Raw genomic sequence first — 17,451 nt, forward strand, 5'->3', positions numbered from 1 at the left:
CGCTCGTTCCTATCGGTCGCCGAAGGCCGGCACCCCGTCGCCGACGTGCAGGTGGACGGGACGGTCGGAGACCGGAATGGTGCAGCCCTCCTCCGTGCTGCAGCTCGCGTACCCGAGCAGTACGGTCGCCTCCCCGCTGCCGTCCAGGCGGACGGGAAGGGTCGTGGTGACGGGCCCGTCCGGGTAGACGGGGACCGGGGCGTCGACGCCGGGCACGCTGATCGTCCGTACGTCCGCCGCGGCCGTCAGCTTCCCGTCCGCCCGCAGGACGCCGGTGACGGCCATCGAAGTCGGCCGGCCCACGCCCTCGATACCGGTGGCCGGCAGCTCGGTGCTGTAGAGGTGGAACCCCTTCTCCTCGGGGGTGAAGACCGCGGTCAGGGTGGCCCGTGGCGGATGCCACTCCGAGACCGAGAGCGTGACGGTGACCCCGTTCTCGGTGAAGCTCGTCGTGGGCGCCGGGCCGGTCTCGGCGGGCTGCCCGCCGCAGGCCGTGAGCGCGGCCAGGGAGAGCAGGGCGGCGGCGAGGCGGGCCTTGCGGGAGTGGTGCGCGTACGGGGACACGTTCATCGGCCGTGCTTTCGTCAGGGGAGGGAGGGATGCGGGGAGGGGGGCGGTGCAGGGGTTCGGTGCAGGGGTTCGGTGCAGGGGTTCGGCCGGCTCTAGACGGCTGTGGTGTACGCCGCGCTCCACAACTGGAGCCGGTACACCAGGTCGTTCCACACGCCCGTGGCCAGCAGGACGCCGACGAGGACGAGCATGCCGCCGCCGGTCCGCAGGACCCACTGGTAGTGCCGTTTGACCAGGCCGAAGGCGCCCAGGGCCCGGCGGAAGGCCAGGGCGGCGAGGATGAACGGCAGACCCAGCCCGAGGCAGTAGGCCGCCATCAGCAGGGCCCCGCGGGCCGCGCTCGCCTCGCTCCAGGCGAGTGCTTGCACGGCCGCCAGCGTCGGGCCGATGCACGGGGTCCACCCGACCGCGAACACCGCCCCCAGCAGCGGGGCGCCCGCCAGACCGAGCACGGGCCGCCGGTGGCTGCGGAACTCCCGCTGGGTGAAACCCGGCAGGAACCCCATGAAGGACAGCCCCATCAGCACCGTGAAGACGCCGAGCACCTGGGTGACCACCTCCTGGTGGGCCAGCAGGGTGCGGCCGGCGTACCCGAACAGGGCGCCTCCGGAGACCAGGACGGTCGTGAAGCCCAGGACGAACAGCAGCGCGCCCGTCGCCATGCGGCCGCGCTGTCCGCCGCGGGCGGCCGCCAGGTCGGATACCGACAGGCTGGTCACGTAGCTCAGGTAGCCCGGCACGAGCGGCAGTACGCACGGCGAGAGGAAGGAGACGAGTCCCGCGAAGAACGCCACGGGGGCGGCGACGGCCGGTGTCCCGTGGAGGAGGGAGGGCGCCGCGTCCGCTGGGGCGAGCGCCACCATGTCGGTGACCCTCGCCATGTCGGTGACCGCCGCCATTTCGGCGAGGGCCGTCACGCCGGTCAGCACCGTCATGACGTCTCCTGCGCGACACGAGTGAGCAGCGGCCTCAGCTCCTCGTCGGTGACCGCGCCCCCGATGCTGACGGCGATGCGGCCGCGTCGGTCGATCACCAGCGTCGAGGGGATGGTCTGCGGGTTGAGGAGCGCGGGCGGGAAGCGGAGCAGGAGTTCGCCGTCGGGGTCGTGGAGGCTGGGGAATCCCAGGCCGTGCGCGCGCACGAAGGACCGCGCCGCCGCGCGGTCCCGGTCGCGGGTGTTGATACCGAGGAACCGGACGCCCTGCGCACGGGTCTGCCCGCTGAGCCGCTCCAGGTCGTCGGCCTCCGCGCGGCAGGGGCCGCACCACGATCCCCAGACGTTCAGGACCACGACCTGGCCCCGGAACTCGGCGAGGCCGACCGGCTTTCCGTCCAGGTCGGCGCCCGCCAGCGCGGGCGCGGGCGGCCGGAGGCCGAAATCCACGACCGCGGCCGCGGACATGGGCCTGACTGCGGCGCTCCCCCGGCCGGGCGCTTCCCCGCCGTCCCTGCCGTCCCTGCCGCCGCCGTCGGAGGCGGCGCCCGCGGCGGCGTAGAGGCACCCTGCGAGCGCCACCGCGAGGCCGGCACCGGCCAGGGCGGCCGGGCGCCGGACCGCCCGTCTCATGACGCCCACTTGCGCAGGAAGGAGCCGATGCCGTCCGAGGTCAGGGCGGGATTGCCGGTGACGTGAGTGTCGGTGCGCACGGTGCCGGACGGCGAGACCACGACCAGGACGGGCATCTTGTACGTCCCGCCGGAGGGGCTGTACTTGCGCAAGAGGGCGGAGTTGGCGGAGCTGTTGCCGCCGATGTCCACCTTGACCAGGTGGTACGAGGCTCCGAGGAGGGATGCCGTCTGCGGCTGCGCGAACACCTTGTCGGCCGCCTTGCAGTTGCCGCACCAGTTGGCGCCGAAGTCGATCAGCACCATCCGCCCGTCGGCCTTGGCCGTGCGCAGCGCCGCGTCGATCAGCTTCCGCGCGTCGGCCGAACTGTCGTAGCCGGGGCCGGGTATCCGGGCCGCCGGGGCGGGCGCGGCGGAGGTACGGGACGGCTTGGGCGCGGGCTTGGCGGGCTGGGTGCGCGAGGGGGTGGGCGAGGCGCCGACCGGGGTGCGGGCCGAAGCGGACGCGGACGCCGTCGGGGACGGCGGCGGCGTGGCGGACGCGGACGGGGACGCCTCGGCGGAGGCGGACTCCGTACCGGCCGGGAGGGCCTGCGACGGCTGTCCGGCCGGCGTCGGCACCGCGGCACCGGTGGCCTGGGTGGACGGACCGCACGCTGCGGTCAGCCCGGCGGCGAGCACGGCCGCGGTCACCAGGACGGGTCGGAGTATGCGAGAAGTCATGACGAAGACACCCCAAGGCACGGTTCGGACTACGGGAGGCGCGAGACGCCTTCCGGATCGGTGGAGCCGATGGCGCGACGGATCCACGGGGCTCCGGGCAGTCGTGCCCGGGCGCCGGAGGCCGCTCGGCTGACGCGAGCATAGGACCGCCGGAGGCCGCCGGAACCGGATCGGCGTGATCTTGAGGTTCCCCTAAGGAACCGCTCACCTTCCGCTTCACCGGGGTTCGGGTGATGAGCGCGCAGAAGGGGTGAAATGCGTCAAGGGGATCAGGGGGGCGAGTGGCGCGGACCGGTCAGAAGGAGGTCTCGCGCACGCTGGCCCTCGCCGACGGGTCGATCGTCGCCGTGATGACCGAGCGGTGGTCCGAGCTGGTGAACGTGACGGTCAGGGTGTCGTCCGCGGTCTGCGACGTGCCGGCCTTGTACCCCCGGCTGGGTACGGCCGAGATCAGGCACACGCCGCGACTGCCGTAGCGCACGGTGACTTTGCCGCCCTCCGAGGGGACGGTGTGCAGGCCCGGTCCGCCCTCCTCGCAGTCGACGCGGGGTGCGGGTGCTTTCGTCCGGGGCGTTCCCGTCGGGGCCTTCACGGAAGGGGCCGCCGAGGCAGGGGGTGACGGCCGCTCGGTCGCGGAGGGGGAACCGGACGGGGTGGCGCTCGGGGACTGCGGGCTCGGCGACTGCCCCTGCGACGCCTGCCAGGCCGGCGGCGTGTCGACGACCATGGGGGCGGACCGCGCGACCGGAGGCGTATGCCTGGTCGAACCGACCACGAACTGGACCGTGGCGAGCACGGCGGTCACGCTGGCGGCCGTGCACGACAGCCATATGAGCAGGTAGCGCGGAATTCTTGGCACGGCCCCATAGTGGCCGACCCTCCGGCCCGCGCGTCACCGGCTCCCCCCGAAGGACCGCGGAATGCCGGCCGGGCCCGGTCCCCGCCCCCCGGACCTCCGACCCCGATCCGCCGGAAACGCCGACGCCCTCCTGGCCCGTGTACGAGCCGGAGGACGTGTGCCGAGCACGGTGGGTGGGGGACGCGTGGGGGCGCGGCGTGTGGGGGCGCGGCGTGTGGGGGCGCGGCGTGTGGGTGCGCGGCGTGTGGGTGCGCGGCAGTGGCGGGCGGGAGTTCCTACCTCGGCGCTCCGAAGTCCTGCGTCCACCAGGGGCCGCCGTCGCCCTTGTGGAAGCCTATGCCGATCTCCCGGAACCCGCAGTTGAGGATGTTGGCCCTGTGACCGGGGCTGTTCATCCACGCCTTCATGACCGCGGCGGCGTCCGACTGGCCGCGGGCTATGTTCTCGCCCAGGCGGGACCAGCCGTATCCGGCGGCCTCCACGCGGCTGGTCATGGTGGAACCGTCGGGTCCGGTGTGCGACATGACCCCGCTGCGGGCCATGGTGTCGCTGTACGCCCGCGCCGCGGCGCTCAGCTTGGCGTTCACCTTCAGCGCTCCGCAACCGGCCGCGCCGCGCTCCTTGTTGACCAGGGACAGGACCGCGGACTCCGTACCGGAAGCACCGGCGGAGCCGCCCGAACCACCTGAACCGCCCGAGCCTCCCGAGCCTCCCGAACTGCCGGAACCACCCGAACCGCCTCCTGTGGTCGCGGCGGGCGTACGGGCCGGGGGCTTGGGCTTGGCGGCCCCGGTCGATGCCGCGGGGGCCGGGCTGTTCGCAGCCGCCGGCTTCGTGGGGGCGGCGGATCCCGTGGCTCCGGCAGTGGGCGACGCGGACGGCATCGCGCCCTTCGCGGACGCGGCGTCGGCGGAGAGGGTGGGATCCGCCGGAGAGGGGCTTGCCGTCGCCTCCTCACGACCTGAACCCGCCGCCGCGGAGTTGGGCCCGGTGGCACGCGCGCCGTCGTCGGAGTCGGCCACCGCGACCCCGACCGCCACCGCCGCGGCCGCCGTGGTGAGGGACAGCAGGATGCGCGTGCGCACCGTCTTCTTCCGTCGCGCCTCGATGCGGGACGGGGCTCCGGGGGTTCGGCTGCGGCTCATGCCTGTGGCACCTCTCGGCGAGAAGGAAGGACGGGCCCCCGAGCGTAGGCTGATGACCAGCGAAAACGGCCGCCCGGAGGCGTTCTTCAAGGTCCCTTAAGGAAGCCCGCAGACTCGGCACAGGAACGGCGATGGATCTCAGCGGTCCGGGCGCCCGGATTCCCCACGGCCCGGGCCGGAGTCCCGCCGATCGGCACCGGGTATCGCGCGCCCCACCTCGAACTCCCCACCCCCACAAGGGCCTTCATCCACATATGTGGATACACATCGCATTGATGGATTGACCCCAGGGTCTTGCGCGATACCCCGTTCCGTTCCTACTCTCCCGGCCAATGGTTAGGAATAGTTCCTAACCATTGGCCGATGCTTCGAACCGAGCACTCCCCCCACTCGCGCAGCACTCACCCGAGGACGCCCGATGTCACGAGCACACCAGCCCAGTTCCACCCACAGAGACCGCCGCCACCCCCACTGGCACCGCCCGCTGGCGGGCTTCGTCGCCGCCGCCTCGGCCATGGCGGGCCTCACCGGTCTCGCCGGTCTCAGCGCCCCGGCCGCCGCGGCCGCCGCGGCGAACGCCCCCGGCTCGCCCTTCCTGAAGTCCGCGGGCAAGGTCCCCGGCCCGGCCGAGGCCACCCCGGTGCTGGTGTCGACCGGAAAGCCCGCGACCGCCTCCTCCGTCGAGGCGAGCGGGTTCGAGGCCGGCAAGGCCGTGGACGCCAGCGCCTCGACGCGGTGGGCCAGCGCGGAGGGGGTGGACCCGCAGTGGGTCCGCATCGACCTCGGAGCCACCCACACCATCAGCCGCGTAAAGCTCAACTGGGAAGCCGCGTACGCCAAGACCTACAAGATCCAGACCTCGAACGACGGAACCAACTGGACCGACATCTACTCCACCACCACCGGCAACGGCGCCACCGACGACCTCACCGTCACCGGAACCGGACGCCACATCCGCATGTACGGAACCGCACGAGCCACCGCCTACGGCTACTCCCTCTGGGAGTTCGAGGTCTACGGCAACCCCGCCAACGGCGGCACCGACACCACCCCGCCCAGCACCCCGGGCAGCCTGCGCTCGACGGCCACCACCGCCAACAGCGTCTCGCTCGCCTGGAACCCCTCCACCGACAACGTGGGCGTGACAGGATACGACGTCTACCGCGGCGCCACACGCGTCGGATCGGCCACCGGGACCTCGTACACGGACACCGGTCTCACGGCCTCCACCAGCTACGGCTACACCGTCAAGGCACGGGACGCGGCCGGCAACGCCTCCGCGGCGAGCAACACGCTCGGCGTCACCACCCCGCCCGCGAGCGGCTCGGGTCCCGCGGTCCCGTTCGGCAGCCACACCCGGCCCTACGCCCCCGGCACGCTGAAGCCGACCGGCACCCAGGGCACCCTCGACCAGAAGACCGTCGACTACTACACCAACTGGAAGTCCGCCTTCGTCCGCCAGAACTGCGGCAACGGCTGGTACCAGGTCATCTCCCCCGACGCCGACCACCCGTACGTGGCCGAGGCGCAGGGGTACGGCATGGTGATCGCCGCGACGATGGCCGGCGCCGACCCGGACGCGAAGAAGATCTTCGACGGGCTGACCAAGTGGATGATCGACCACCCTTCGTCGGTCAATCCGAACCTGCTCGCGGCAGAGCAGGACACCGCCTGTCGGAGCGTCAACGGCGGTGACGGCGCGACCGACGGCGACATGGACGTCGCCTACGGACTGCTGCTCGCCGACAAGCAATGGGGCAGTTCGGGCACGTACGACTACAAGGCGCTCGCGGTCAAGCACATCAACGCGATCAAGAAGGACGAGCTCAACCCGTCCACCAACCTGCTGAAGCTGGGCGACTGGAGCAGCTCCGGCGACCAGTACTACTACATCTCCCGCACCTCGGACTGGATGGTCGACCACTTCCGGGCCTTCCGGAGCGCGACCGGCGACGCGGCCTGGGACACCGTCCGCAGCGCGCACCAGAACCAGATAACCAACCTGCAGGCCTCCTACGCGCCGAACACCGGGCTGCTGCCCGACTTCGTCGTCAACACCAACACCACCCCCAAGCCCGCCCCCGGTCAGGTCCTCGAGGACCCCAACGACGGCGCCTACTGGTGGAACGCCTGCCGGACCCCGTGGCGCATCGCGGACGACGCGGTGACCAGCGGAGACGCCAAGTCCCTCGCGTCGGCCCGCAAGGTCAACAGCTGGATCAAGAGCAAGACGGGCGGCGACCCGAACAAGATCGCCATCGGCTACAAGCTCGACGGCACGCAGCTCTCCTCCGGGAGCGAGGCGGCGTACTTCGCCCCGTTCGCGCTCGCGGCCATGACCGACCCGGGCAGCCAGGCCTGGCTGGACGCGCTGTGGAACAAGATGCTGGCCGCCCCGATCGACACCAGCAGCTACTTCTCGGCGAGCATCCAGCTCCAGGTCATGATCACCGCCTCCGGCAACCACTGGGTCCCGTAACCCGAGAAGGAGTTGCCATGCGAAGAAGAGGAACGGTCCTGCTGCTCCTGTCCGGCCTCCTGTCCGCCTCCCTGATCACCCTCCCCCAGGCGCGGGCCGCCGACGGCCTGGTCTCGGCCGGCAAGCCCACGACGGCCTCCTCCCAGGAGACGAGCGCCTTCCCGGCCTCGCTCGCGGTGGACGCCGACGCCTCGACACGGTGGGCCAGCGCGGAGGGGGTGGACCCGCAGTGGGTCCGCATCGACCTCGGAGCCACCCACACCATCAGCCGCGTAAAGCTCAACTGGGAAGCCGCGTACGCCAAGACCTACAAGATCCAGACCTCGAACGACGGAACCAACTGGACCGACATCTACTCCACCACCACCGGCAACGGCGCCACCGACGACCTCACCGTCACCGGAACCGGACGCCACATCCGCATGTACGGAACCGCACGAGCCACCGCCTACGGCTACTCCCTCTGGGAGTTCGAGGTCTACGGCAACCCCGCCAACGGCGGCACCGACACCACCCCGCCCAGCACCCCGGGCAGCCTGCGCTCGACGGCCACCACCGCCAACAGCGTCTCGCTCGCCTGGAACCCCTCCACCGACAACGTGGGCGTGACGGGATACGACATCCACCGGGGCGGCACGTTCGTCGGTTCGGTCGGCGGGACCTCGTACACCGACTCCGGGCTGGCCGCCTCGACCACCTACGGCTACACCGTCACGGCGCGCGACGCGGCCGGGAACGTTTCCGGCGCGAGCGGCGCGGTGAGCGCCACCACCCAGTCGGGCCCGGGCGGGCCGGTCGTGGACGTGTCGACCGCGGCCCAGTTGCAGAGCGCCCTGGCGGCGGCGCAGCCCGGGCAGACGATCCGGCTCGCGGCCGGGGAGTACCGGGGCGCCTTCGTGACCCGGCGGGCGGGAACGTCCGCGGCGCGGGTCACGCTCACCGGGCCGGCGGCCGCGGTACTGGTGAACGACGGTCCCTCCGGCACCGCGCCGGCCTGTCCGGCCCCCGGCGGCGGCTGGGACCCGGGGTACGGACTGTGGCTGTACGACGCCCCGTACTGGAACCTGACCGGTTTCACCGTCAAGGACTCCAAGAAGGGGATCGTCCTCGACAACTCGCACCACGTCACCCTCGACGGGCTCTCGGTCCACCACGTCGAGGACGAGGCGGTGCACTTCCGGCGCTCGTCCTCCGACGGCGTGATCCGGAACTCCACGATCACGCACACAGGACTGGTCCAGCCCGGCTACGGGGAGGCCGTCTACATCGGTTCGGCCGGCTCCAACTGGGGCTGCCACGGCAACCAGGGCGGGGTGGACCGCTCGGACCGGGTCCAAGTGCTGAACAACCGGATCGGCCCGAACGTGGCCGCGGAGCACATCGACGTCAAGGAGGGCACCACGGGCGGGGTGATCCGCGGCAACAGGTTCGACGGGACCGGGATCTCGGGGGAGAACTCGGCCGACTCATGGGTCGACGCCAAGGGCATCGGGTACCTCATCGAGAACAACACGGGGACCTTCGCCCCGCCCGGCACCTTCGCCAACGGCTACGAGACGCACAACCCGTCGACGACCCCTTCGTTCGCCAACGGCTGCGGCAACGTCTGGCGCGGCAACACCTCGGATCTCGGAGGCGCGGGCGCCTACGCCATCAAGATCACCTCGGTCTCGAAGTGCACCGCCGACCCGAACGTCGTGCACTCCGGCAATACCGTCACCCACGCGGGCACGGGCCTGACGAACGTTCCCGTCACCCCCTGACCCGCCGCCCCACCGACACACCGATCCACCGGCAGACCGATCCACCGGCACGCCCATCCGCTGGCCCACCCGGCCCGGCCCCCCACGGGGACCGGGCCGGGTGGGGCTTGCGCGGGGCTATCTGATGCCGTGGCGCCGGAGCGTCGCGGCGAGGGCGGTGGCGTGCGCCACCACGGCCCGCGCCACGCGCTCCGTCTCCTCCTCGGTGGCGGCGTCCACCGGCATCGAGCAGCTGATCGCGTCCGAGGCCGGGATCCGGTAGTGGACGGGCGCCGACAGGCAGGCGACCCCCGGGGTGCCCTGCTCCCGCTCCAGCGCCCAGCCGCGGTCCCGTACGCGCGCCAGCTCCTCGTGCAGCGCGGCGCGCTCGGTGACCGTGTTCGGGGTGAACGCCTCAAGCTTCAAAGGCAGTACGCCGTCCACCTCCTCGGTGGTGAGGTCGGCGAGGAGCGCCTGCCCGAGCGCGGTCAGGTGGGCGGGCAGCCTGCGTCCGACGCGGGAGACGGCGCGGGCACTGCCGCGGGCCTCGCGACTGGCGAGGTAGAGCACGTACGCGTCGTCGAGGCGGGCGAAGTGCACGGTGTAGCCGGTCTCTTCGCGCAGGTCCTCCATCACGGCGTGCGCGTACGGCAGGGCCGGGTCGCGGTCGAGGTAGGCGGTGCCGGAGAGCAGCGCATGCGGTCCGACGCCGAAAGCGGAGCCGGTCTCGTCCGCCTCGACCCACTTGAGCTCGCGCAGGGTGCGGACGAGGGCGTGCAGGCTGCTGCGCGGGTAACCCAGGCGTTCTTGCAGCTCGGTGACCGTGAGCTTGTCCTCGGAGGAGGCAAGTGCCTCCAGAATGCGCACCGTTCGCTCGGCGGACTTGACGGTGGCGACATCCGTCGCGGGTCCGGGCATGTGAACCCTCCAGATTCTGCGCGGCTGTTGACCGGCATGGTAGCGGACGCTAACTTCCCCTTGCAGAGCAACCAGATCCTCAGATCCTGTCCACATATCTAGACGGGAATCATCATCCGATGCATCGCAGAGCCGCATCCACCACCCTGGCCGCCTCTCTGGCCGCCCTCCTCGCCCTGACCACCCTCACCGGCTGCGGCGGGGACTCCGGATCCGACGCCTCCGGCGGTGGCGACGACAAGGCACCGCTGGAGATCTGGGTCCGCAAGCCGCCCGGCTCCCCGACCGAGAAGACCCACAAGGACCTGGCCGCGGCCTTCACCAAGGCCACCGGCATCGAGGCCGAGGTGACCGCCCTGTTCGACGACTTCGAGACCAAGCTCCAGCAGGCGGCAGCGCAGAAGAGGCTCCCGGACCTGATCGTCAACGACACCGCCCAGCTCGGCACCCTCGTCAAGCAGGGCCTCGTCCGCGAGGTGCGCAAGTCGGAGATCAAGGGCGGCGAACAGCTCATACCCAGCTCCTGGGAGGCGGCCGAGGCCGCCGACGGCAAGTACTACGGCGTGCCGTTCTCCGCCCAGACCTTCGCACTCTTCGTCCGCAAGGACTGGCGGGAGAAGCTCGGCATCGCGCCCCCCGCCGACTGGGACCAGCTCGACGCGCTGGCCGCCGCCTTCACCACCGGGGATCCGGACGCCAACGGCAAGGCCGACACCTACGGCTACGTCATCCCCGGCACCACCAAGCGCGGCTACCTGGACTGGTACTTCTCCAGCTTCCTGTGGTCGGCCGGCGGCGACTACTTCACCGGCACGGGCAAGGACCTGAAGCCGGCCGTCGACGGTCCGGGCGCCCTGCTGGCGGCCCGGCGGCTCAAGGACCAGTTCTGCGCCGACAAGAGCGTCGTCCCGGGCGCGGTCACCACCGAAACCACCCAGGCCCACCCGCTGTTCGAATCCGGCAAGGGCGGCATCTACCTCACCGGCCCCTACAACATGGCCCGTTTCGACAAGGCGCTCGGCAAGGACGCGTACGAGATCCTGCCGCTGCCGGCCGGACCGGGCGGCAAGAGCTCCGTACTCGCCGAGGGCGAGAACACGTACCTGATGGCCGGCTCCGGGAACCCCAAGGGGCAGGTGAAGTACGCCGAGTTCCTCATCGGCACCGAGGGGCAGACCACCGGCATGGCCGGGGACACCGCGGGCAACGTGGTCCGGCTGCCCGTCAATCCGTCCGTCGAGCTGTCCGCGGTGCGCCAGGACACCCGCTGGCAGGTCTTCGACAAGGTGTACCGCGAGTCCGGCCGCTACTCCCCCGTCGTGAAGGACTGGACGCCCTTCCGCCAGGCGTCCGCCGAGGCCCTCAACGGCATGGTGGCCGACTGCGGTTCACACCCCGAGGCCGTTCTCGGCAAGCTCGCCGGCACCTTCTCCGCGGAGCTCGAGAAGCAGGGAGCGGGGTCCTGATGCGGCTGCCGGGGCGGGGACGGGCGACTCCCTGGCTCTTCCTCGCCCCGGCGCTGCTGCTGTTCGCGCTCTTCAAGTTCCTGCCGATGTGGCGGGCGGTCGAGATGAGCTTCCACGATGTGCGCCCCTACCTGGGCGACCGGTGGGTGGGCGGGGCCAACTACGCACAAGTGGTCACGGACGAGGCCTTCCTCGCCGCCATCGGACACACGGTCGTACTGGCGATCGGGCAGACCGGTGGCTCCGTACTGCTCGGGCTGGCGCTCGCGCTGCTCCTGGAGGGCACGGCCCGCCGGCTGTGGATCCTCCGGACGGCCGTGTTCCTGCCGACGGTGACCGCGATGGCGGTGGTCGCCGAGGTCTGGCGGATCCTTTACCACCCGGCAGCCGACGGCGCGGTCAACACCCTGCTCGGGTGGCTGGGGGTGGGGCCCTCACAGTTCCTCAACGGTCCCGACAGCGCCCTGTGGTCGGTCATGGCGGTCGGCGTGTGGCGTGGAGCCCCCTACGACATGATGATCTTCCTCGCGGCGCTGGCCGGAGTCGACCGGACCCTCTACGAGGCCGCGGCCGCCGACGGCGCCGGGGTGCCGCGCAGGCTGTGGCACGTCACCCTGCCCGCCCTGCGCCCGGCCTTCACCATCCTGTTCACCCTCGCGGCGATCCGCTCCCTGCGGGTCTTCACCGAGATCTTCCTGCTCACCAACGGCGGACCCGACGGCTCCACCGAGGTGCTCATGACGCTGATCTACAAGCTCGGCCTGGAGCGGAACGAGCTGGGCGTCGCGGCCGCCGGGTCGATGGTGCTGCTCGCCGGCTCGGTCACGCTGACGCTCACCGTCCGGATGGCCCGGACCGGAACCGGGAAGGAGGCGACCCGATGAGCCGCCTCGACACCGCCCTCGGCCTGGAGCAGCGGCGCGGCCCGGCCACGGCCGTCGGCAAGGTGGTGCTGTACGCGTTGCTCCTGACGGTCTTCGCCGGGCCGCTGCTCGCCCTGCTGGCCAGCGCCTTCAACCGCACCACCGACCCCACCTCGCTGACCCTGCTGCCGACCCGGCCGACACTGGAGAACTTCCGGGCCGCCTTCGAACGCGACGTACTGCGGTACCTGCTCAACTCCTTCCTCGTGGTGGGCGGCGGACTGCTGCTCCAGATCGGGGTCAGCATCTCGGCCGCCTACGCCCTGGCCCGCAAACGCTTCCCCGGGCTGCGGCTGGTCCTGCTGCTGATCCTCTCCACGATGATGCTGCCCGAGGAGATCCTCGCCATCCCGCTGTCCCTGGTCCTCTCGGACCTGTCCCTGACCGGAAGCCTCTGGGGAATGATCGTCCCGGTCGGGGCCTGGGCCTTCTCGATCCTGGTCACCGCGGAGTTCATGAAGGAGATCCCGGTCGAGCTGGAGGAAGCCGCCCGCCTCGACGGGGCGGGCGACCTCCGGATCTTCTGGTCGGTGATCCTGCCGCTGTGCCGCCCGGCGCTCGGGGTGATCGGCATCTTCGGCTTCACCATGATCTGGGACCAGTACATGCTCCCGCTGCTCGTCGCCACCGACGCCCGGCAGTTCACCCTGCCGCTCGCACTGCGCACCCTGCGCGCCGACGAACAGGTCGGCACGGGGGTCCTGCTCGCCTCCGCGCTGCTCGCCCTGCTGCCCAGCGTCATCGCCTTCCTCGTCATGCAACGGCAGTTCATGCGCGGCCTGACCTCCGGCGCCGTCAAGGGCTGACCTGCCCACCCACCCACTCCCGAGGGGAACTCATGCGCCTGCACGGGCTGCTGTCCTTTCCACTGACCCCGTTCACCGGCACCGACGGCGACCAAGGCGGCCACGACGGCCTCGCCGCCCGAGCCGCGCACGACGCGCACGACGCGCACGACGACAAGGTCGACCTGGCCGTGTTCGCCGCACACCTGGAGCAGCAGATCGCCGCCGGGCCCGCCGGCCTCTTCGTGGCCTGCGGCACCGGCGAGTTCACCGCGCTGTCGCTCGACGAGTACCGCGAGGTGGTCGCCACCGCGGTACGGGTGGCCGCCGGCCGGCTGCCGGTCGTGGCAGGCTGCGGCGGCGGGCCGCGGATGGCCCGCGAGTTCGCCGTGACCGCCGCCGAATGCGGGGCCGACGGGCTGCTGTTGCTGCCGCCGTACCTCATCGCCTCCACGCCCGCCGGCCTCGTCGGCCACATCCGCTACGTCGCCTCCGGCACCGGGCTGCCGATCACGGTCTATCAGCGGGCCAACGCCGTCCTCGACGAGGCCGCCGCCCTGGCCCTGCTCGACATCCCCACCGTCACCGGCATCAAGGACGGCCTGGGCGATGTGGACGCCATGCTGCGGCTCATCACCGCCATCCGCAGCAGCGGCCACCCGCGCGCCGCCGAGTTCGGCTTCCTCAACGGCCTGCCCACGGCGGAGCTGTCCGTCCAGGCGTACGCGGCCATCGGCGTGGAGTGCTACTCCTCGGCCGTCCTCTGCTTCGCCCCCGACATCGCCACCGCCTTCCACCGCGCGGTGCGCGCCGGTGACTCCGAGGCGGTGCGGGTGCTGCTCGCCGAGTTCTACCTGCCCTTCGTCGCCCTGCGCGACACCGCCCCCGGCTACGCCGTCTCCCTGGTCAAGGCGGGTGCCCGGCTGGCCGGCCTGGCCATGGGCCCCGTCCGGCCGCCGCTCGTGGACGCCTCCCCCGAGCACGAGCGGGAGCTGGCCGGCATCATCGCCCGGGGCCGGGCCGCGCTCGCCGGGCTGGCGGTGTGATGCGGATCGAGGAGGCCGCCGGGACGGCCGAGATCGCCGAGGTCAGGGTCACCCCGGTGGCGTTCCCCGATCCGCCGCTGCTCAACTCCGCCGGGGTGCACCAGCCGTGGGCGCTGCGGACGATCGTGGAACTGCGCTGCGGGGACGGCCTGGTCGGGCTCGGCGAGACGTACGGGGACGCGCCGCACCTCGCCCTGCTCCGGGCCGCCGGCCCGGCCCTGGTGGGGCTGGACCCGTACGACACCCACGGGCTGCTGCGCCGGATCCGGGCCGTCCTGGGCGATGCCGACGCCCCGGACCGGCACGGGCTGACCGGCGGGTCCAGCCCGCGGAAGACCACCCTGCGGGTGCTCAGCCCCTTCGAGGTGGCCTGCCTGGACCTCCAGGGACAGCTCGCCGGGCGGCCGGTCGTCGATCTGCTGGGCGGCCGGGTGCGGGACCGGGTGCCGTACGCGGCGTACCTCTTCTACAAGCGGGCCGGCTCCGATCCGTACGGGGAGGCGCTCGACCCCGACGGCATCGTCGCGCAGGCCCGGGCGATGCTGGAGACGTACGGGTTCCGCTCGATCAAGCTCAAGGGCGGGGTGCGGCCGCCGGGCGAGGAGATCGAGGCGGTCCGGGCCCTGCGGGACGCCTTCCCGGAGCACCCCCTGCGACTGGATCCCAACCAGGCCTGGAGTGTGGAGACTTCCGTGAAGGTGGCCGCGCGGACCGCCGGCCTTCTGGAGTACCTGGAGGATCCGACGCCCGGGATCCCCGGCATGGCGGAGGTGGCCCGCTCGGCGTCCATGCCGCTGGCCACCAACATGGTCGTGGTGGGGCCGGGCGACATCCCGGAGGGCTTCGGAAAGCGCGCGGCCGGCGTCGTGCTGGCCGACCACCACTACTGGGGCGGTCTGCGCCGGTCGGCCGAACTGGCGGCCGTCTGCGGGATGTTCGGTGTAGGAGTGTCCATGCACTCCAACAGTCACCTCGGCATCAGCCTGGCCGCGATGACCCACCTCGGCGCCTCGCTACCGGAGTTGGCCTACGCGGCGGACACCCACACCCCCTGGCAGTGCGGGGTGGACGTGCTCACCGAGCCGCTGGAGATCGAGGACGGCGCGGTGGCGGTTCCCGACCGGCCGGGCCTCGGGGTGCGGCTGGATCCCGATGCCCTGGCCCGGCTGCACGAGAACTACCTGCGCTGCGGCGTCCGGGAGCGCGACGACACCGCGTACATGCGGACCTTCGACCCCTCCTACGAGAAGAGGCGCCCCCGATGGTGAACACGGGCGACCCGTCGGTTTCGGCCCACGCCTACCCCTGGGACGTTCTGGGCGACCCCGCCTTCGCGGACCGGGTGAGGGCCGCCCGCATCGACTCCGTGACGCTGGCGGTCACCTACCACTCCACCCGGGCCGCCACCCCCCTCCACCCCGATCGCCGCTTCGTGCACGCCCGCCACGCGGCCCTCTACCGGCCGGTCCGGCCCGGACCGTGGCACGGACGGCGGCTGGTGCCGGCGGGCGCCGACTGGATGGACGGGCCCGATCCGGCCGGGACCGCCCTGGCCTCCCTGGCCGCCGAAGACATCCCGGTCAGCGCGTGGCTGGTGCTCGCCCACAACACCCGGCTCGGCATCCTGCACCCCGCCCTCGCCGTCACCAACTGCTTCGGCGAGCCCTACCCCTACGCGCTCTGCCCGGGGCAACGGGAGGTACGGGAGTTCTGCGCGACCCTCGCCGCCGAGGCGCTGCACGGGCTGCCGCCGGGAGCCGTGCACGCGGTGTCGCTGGAGTCCGCCGGTCAGCTCGGTGCGGTGCACGCGGGGTGCCACGAGAAGACCGACGGCGCCTACCCGGCGGCGGTGCTGCGGGCCCTGTCCGTGTGCTGCTGCGGCGCGTGCCGGGACGGATGGCGGCAGGCCGGCCTGGACGCGGACGAGGTGCTCGTCCTGCTGCGGCGGACGGCGCGCACCGATGGCCCCGGCCTCCCGCGGGAGGTCGCGCAGGCACTGCTGCGGCTCCGGCACGCGGCGGCGGACGCGCTGCGCGGTGCGGTGCTGGCCGCCGTGCGCGAAACCCTCCCCGAGGTGTCCGTCACCTTGCACGCGCATCCCGACCCGTGGGCCACCGGTCCCTCGCCGGGCCTCACCGACCGGGCCGCCGCGGAGGTGGACTCCCTGCTGGTGCCCTGCTGGCCGACCGGGCCCCCGACCGCGGAACTGGTCCGCCGGGCCGCCGGGCACGGGGTGCCCGTGGACGCGTACGTCACCGCCCAGCCGCCGGCCGACCCCGCCCTGCTGCCCGGCCACGTACGGCGGCTGCGCGCCGCCGGGGCGAGCCGGCTGAGCCTGTACCACCTCGGTCTGCTGCCCGAAGGGCGGCTGCCGCTACTGGCCGATCTGGCGAAGGAGTTCCGCTCGTGAACCAGCCCCGCACCCTCCTCCTCACCGGCGCCGCGGGTGGCATCGGCACCTTCCTGCGCGCGAGCCTGCCCGGCTACGGCTACACGCTGCGCCTCGCGGACCTGAAGCCGGTCGAAGGACCCGACGGCGCCGGGTCCCTGGTCTTCGACCTGGCCGACGCGGACGCGGTGCGCGCCGCGGTCCGGGGGGTCGACGCGGTCGTGCACCTCGGCGGAATCTCCCTGGAGGACCGCTTCGAGGCCGTCCTCGAAGCCAATGTCCGCGGGACGTACCACCTGTACGAGGCGGTGCGCGCGGAAGGCGTGCGCCGGGTCGTGTTCGCCAGCAGCAACCACGCCGTCGGGTACGTGCCGCTCGGCGGGGAGACCCCGATAGCGAGCGCGATCCCCACCCGGCCGGACACGTACTACGGCCTGTCGAAGGCCTTCGGGGAGAACCTCGCCTCCCTGTACGCCGACAAGTACGGGGTGGAGACCGTCTCGATCCGGATCGGGTCCTGCTTCGCCGAGCCCCGCACCGTGCGGATGCTGGCCACCTGGCTCAGCCCCGCCGACTGCGCCCGCCTGATCCACGCCGCGCTGACCGCGCCCGGGGTCGGCCACACCGTGGTGAACGGGATCAGCGCCAACACCCGCGCCTGGTGGGACCTCACGGCGGCCCGCGCCCTGGGCTACGAGCCCCGCGACGACGCGGAGGTACACGCCCGGGCACTGCTCGCCACGCACGGCGAGCTCCCTGCGGACCACGTGGACGCACGCTACGTCGGCGGCTCCTTCACCCTGCCCGAACCGCATCACCGGCCGCGATGAGGCCGCCCGC

Annotated in this window: 16 protein-coding genes; 9 read left to right on the forward strand and 7 right to left on the reverse strand. The window is 72.4% G+C overall.

Annotation, left to right across the window (positions count from 1 at the left end; genetic code table 11):
• Positions 1-9 precede the first annotated feature (9 nt).
• From ACFYM0_RS12430 to ACFYM0_RS12455, 6 genes are all read right to left on the reverse strand, one after another.
• Positions 10-570, reverse strand: a complete 561-nt coding sequence (locus ACFYM0_RS12430; RefSeq protein WP_388499891.1) for a hypothetical protein — start codon at positions 568-570, stop codon at positions 10-12.
• Positions 571-662: 92 nt separating this feature from the next.
• Entirely contained in the window at positions 663-1,433 is a 771-nt protein-coding gene (locus ACFYM0_RS12435) for a cytochrome c biogenesis CcdA family protein (RefSeq protein WP_388500221.1), read from the reverse strand.
• A 68-nt stretch (positions 1,434-1,501) separates the two neighbouring features.
• Entirely contained in the window at positions 1,502-2,137 is a 636-nt protein-coding gene (locus tag ACFYM0_RS12440; protein ID WP_388499892.1) for a TlpA family protein disulfide reductase, read from the reverse strand.
• Positions 2,134-2,859, reverse strand: coding sequence for a thioredoxin family protein (locus ACFYM0_RS12445; protein ID WP_388499895.1), 726 nt, complete (start codon positions 2,857-2,859; stop codon positions 2,134-2,136). Before ACFYM0_RS12445 ends, ACFYM0_RS12440 begins: the two co-directional genes overlap by 4 nt.
• Before the next feature lie 295 nt (positions 2,860-3,154).
• Positions 3,155-3,718 (reverse strand): hypothetical protein, encoded by a 564-nt coding sequence (locus ACFYM0_RS12450; protein WP_388499898.1) that lies wholly within the window; start codon positions 3,716-3,718, stop codon positions 3,155-3,157.
• 275 nt (positions 3,719-3,993) lie between these two features.
• Positions 3,994-4,863 (reverse strand): CAP domain-containing protein, encoded by an 870-nt coding sequence (locus ACFYM0_RS12455; protein WP_388499900.1) that lies wholly within the window; start codon positions 4,861-4,863, stop codon positions 3,994-3,996.
• 418 nt (positions 4,864-5,281) lie between these two features.
• On the opposite strand from ACFYM0_RS12455, the gene ACFYM0_RS12460 reads away from it, so the two are divergent.
• A complete protein-coding gene (locus ACFYM0_RS12460; RefSeq protein WP_388499902.1) occupies positions 5,282-7,342 on the forward strand; it encodes a glycosyl hydrolase family 8 in 2,061 nt (686 codons plus the stop codon).
• A gap of 17 nt (positions 7,343-7,359) precedes the next feature.
• Positions 7,360-9,105, forward strand: coding sequence for a discoidin domain-containing protein (locus ACFYM0_RS12465; RefSeq protein WP_388499905.1), 1,746 nt, complete (start codon positions 7,360-7,362; stop codon positions 9,103-9,105).
• A gap of 117 nt (positions 9,106-9,222) precedes the next feature.
• Here the strand turns inward: ACFYM0_RS12465 and ACFYM0_RS12470 are convergent, their stop codons facing one another.
• On the reverse strand, positions 9,223-10,002 hold the full coding sequence (locus ACFYM0_RS12470; RefSeq protein WP_388499907.1) for an IclR family transcriptional regulator: 780 nt from the start codon (positions 10,000-10,002) through the stop codon (positions 9,223-9,225).
• Between the two features lie 119 nt (positions 10,003-10,121).
• Between ACFYM0_RS12470 and ACFYM0_RS12475 the strand changes: the two genes are divergently transcribed.
• The 7 genes from ACFYM0_RS12475 to ACFYM0_RS12505 are packed head-to-tail and all read left to right on the forward strand — an operon-like array spanning position 10,122 to position 17,441.
• A complete protein-coding gene (locus ACFYM0_RS12475; RefSeq protein ID WP_388499910.1) occupies positions 10,122-11,468 on the forward strand; it encodes an extracellular solute-binding protein in 1,347 nt (448 codons plus the stop codon).
• On the forward strand, positions 11,468-12,352 hold the full coding sequence (locus ACFYM0_RS12480) for a carbohydrate ABC transporter permease (protein ID WP_388499912.1): 885 nt from the start codon (positions 11,468-11,470) through the stop codon (positions 12,350-12,352). Before ACFYM0_RS12475 ends, ACFYM0_RS12480 begins: the two co-directional genes overlap by 1 nt.
• The gene (locus tag ACFYM0_RS12485) at positions 12,349-13,197 is read left to right on the forward strand and encodes a carbohydrate ABC transporter permease (RefSeq protein ID WP_388499914.1); all 849 of its coding nucleotides are present in this window, start codon (positions 12,349-12,351) and stop codon (positions 13,195-13,197) included. The genes ACFYM0_RS12480 and ACFYM0_RS12485 overlap by 4 nt, the downstream gene beginning before the upstream one ends.
• 32 nt (positions 13,198-13,229) lie before the next feature.
• Positions 13,230-14,222 carry a 5-dehydro-4-deoxyglucarate dehydratase gene (locus tag ACFYM0_RS12490; protein WP_388499916.1) on the forward strand — a complete coding sequence of 331 codons (993 nt, stop codon included), beginning with the start codon at positions 13,230-13,232 and terminating at the stop codon, positions 14,220-14,222.
• Positions 14,222-15,490, forward strand: coding sequence for a glucarate dehydratase family protein (locus tag ACFYM0_RS12495; RefSeq protein WP_388499919.1), 1,269 nt, complete (start codon positions 14,222-14,224; stop codon positions 15,488-15,490). The genes ACFYM0_RS12490 and ACFYM0_RS12495 overlap by 1 nt, the downstream gene beginning before the upstream one ends.
• The gene (locus ACFYM0_RS12500) at positions 15,484-16,632 is read left to right on the forward strand and encodes a hypothetical protein (protein ID WP_388499921.1); all 1,149 of its coding nucleotides are present in this window, start codon (positions 15,484-15,486) and stop codon (positions 16,630-16,632) included. The genes ACFYM0_RS12495 and ACFYM0_RS12500 overlap by 7 nt, the downstream gene beginning before the upstream one ends.
• The gene (locus tag ACFYM0_RS12505; protein ID WP_388499923.1) at positions 16,629-17,441 is read left to right on the forward strand and encodes an NAD-dependent epimerase/dehydratase family protein; all 813 of its coding nucleotides are present in this window, start codon (positions 16,629-16,631) and stop codon (positions 17,439-17,441) included. The genes ACFYM0_RS12500 and ACFYM0_RS12505 overlap by 4 nt, the downstream gene beginning before the upstream one ends.
• Positions 17,442-17,451 lie beyond the last annotated feature (10 nt).

Source organism: Streptomyces sp. NPDC006487 (assembly GCF_042870555.1).
Lineage (GTDB): Bacteria > Actinomycetota > Actinomycetes > Streptomycetales > Streptomycetaceae > Streptomyces.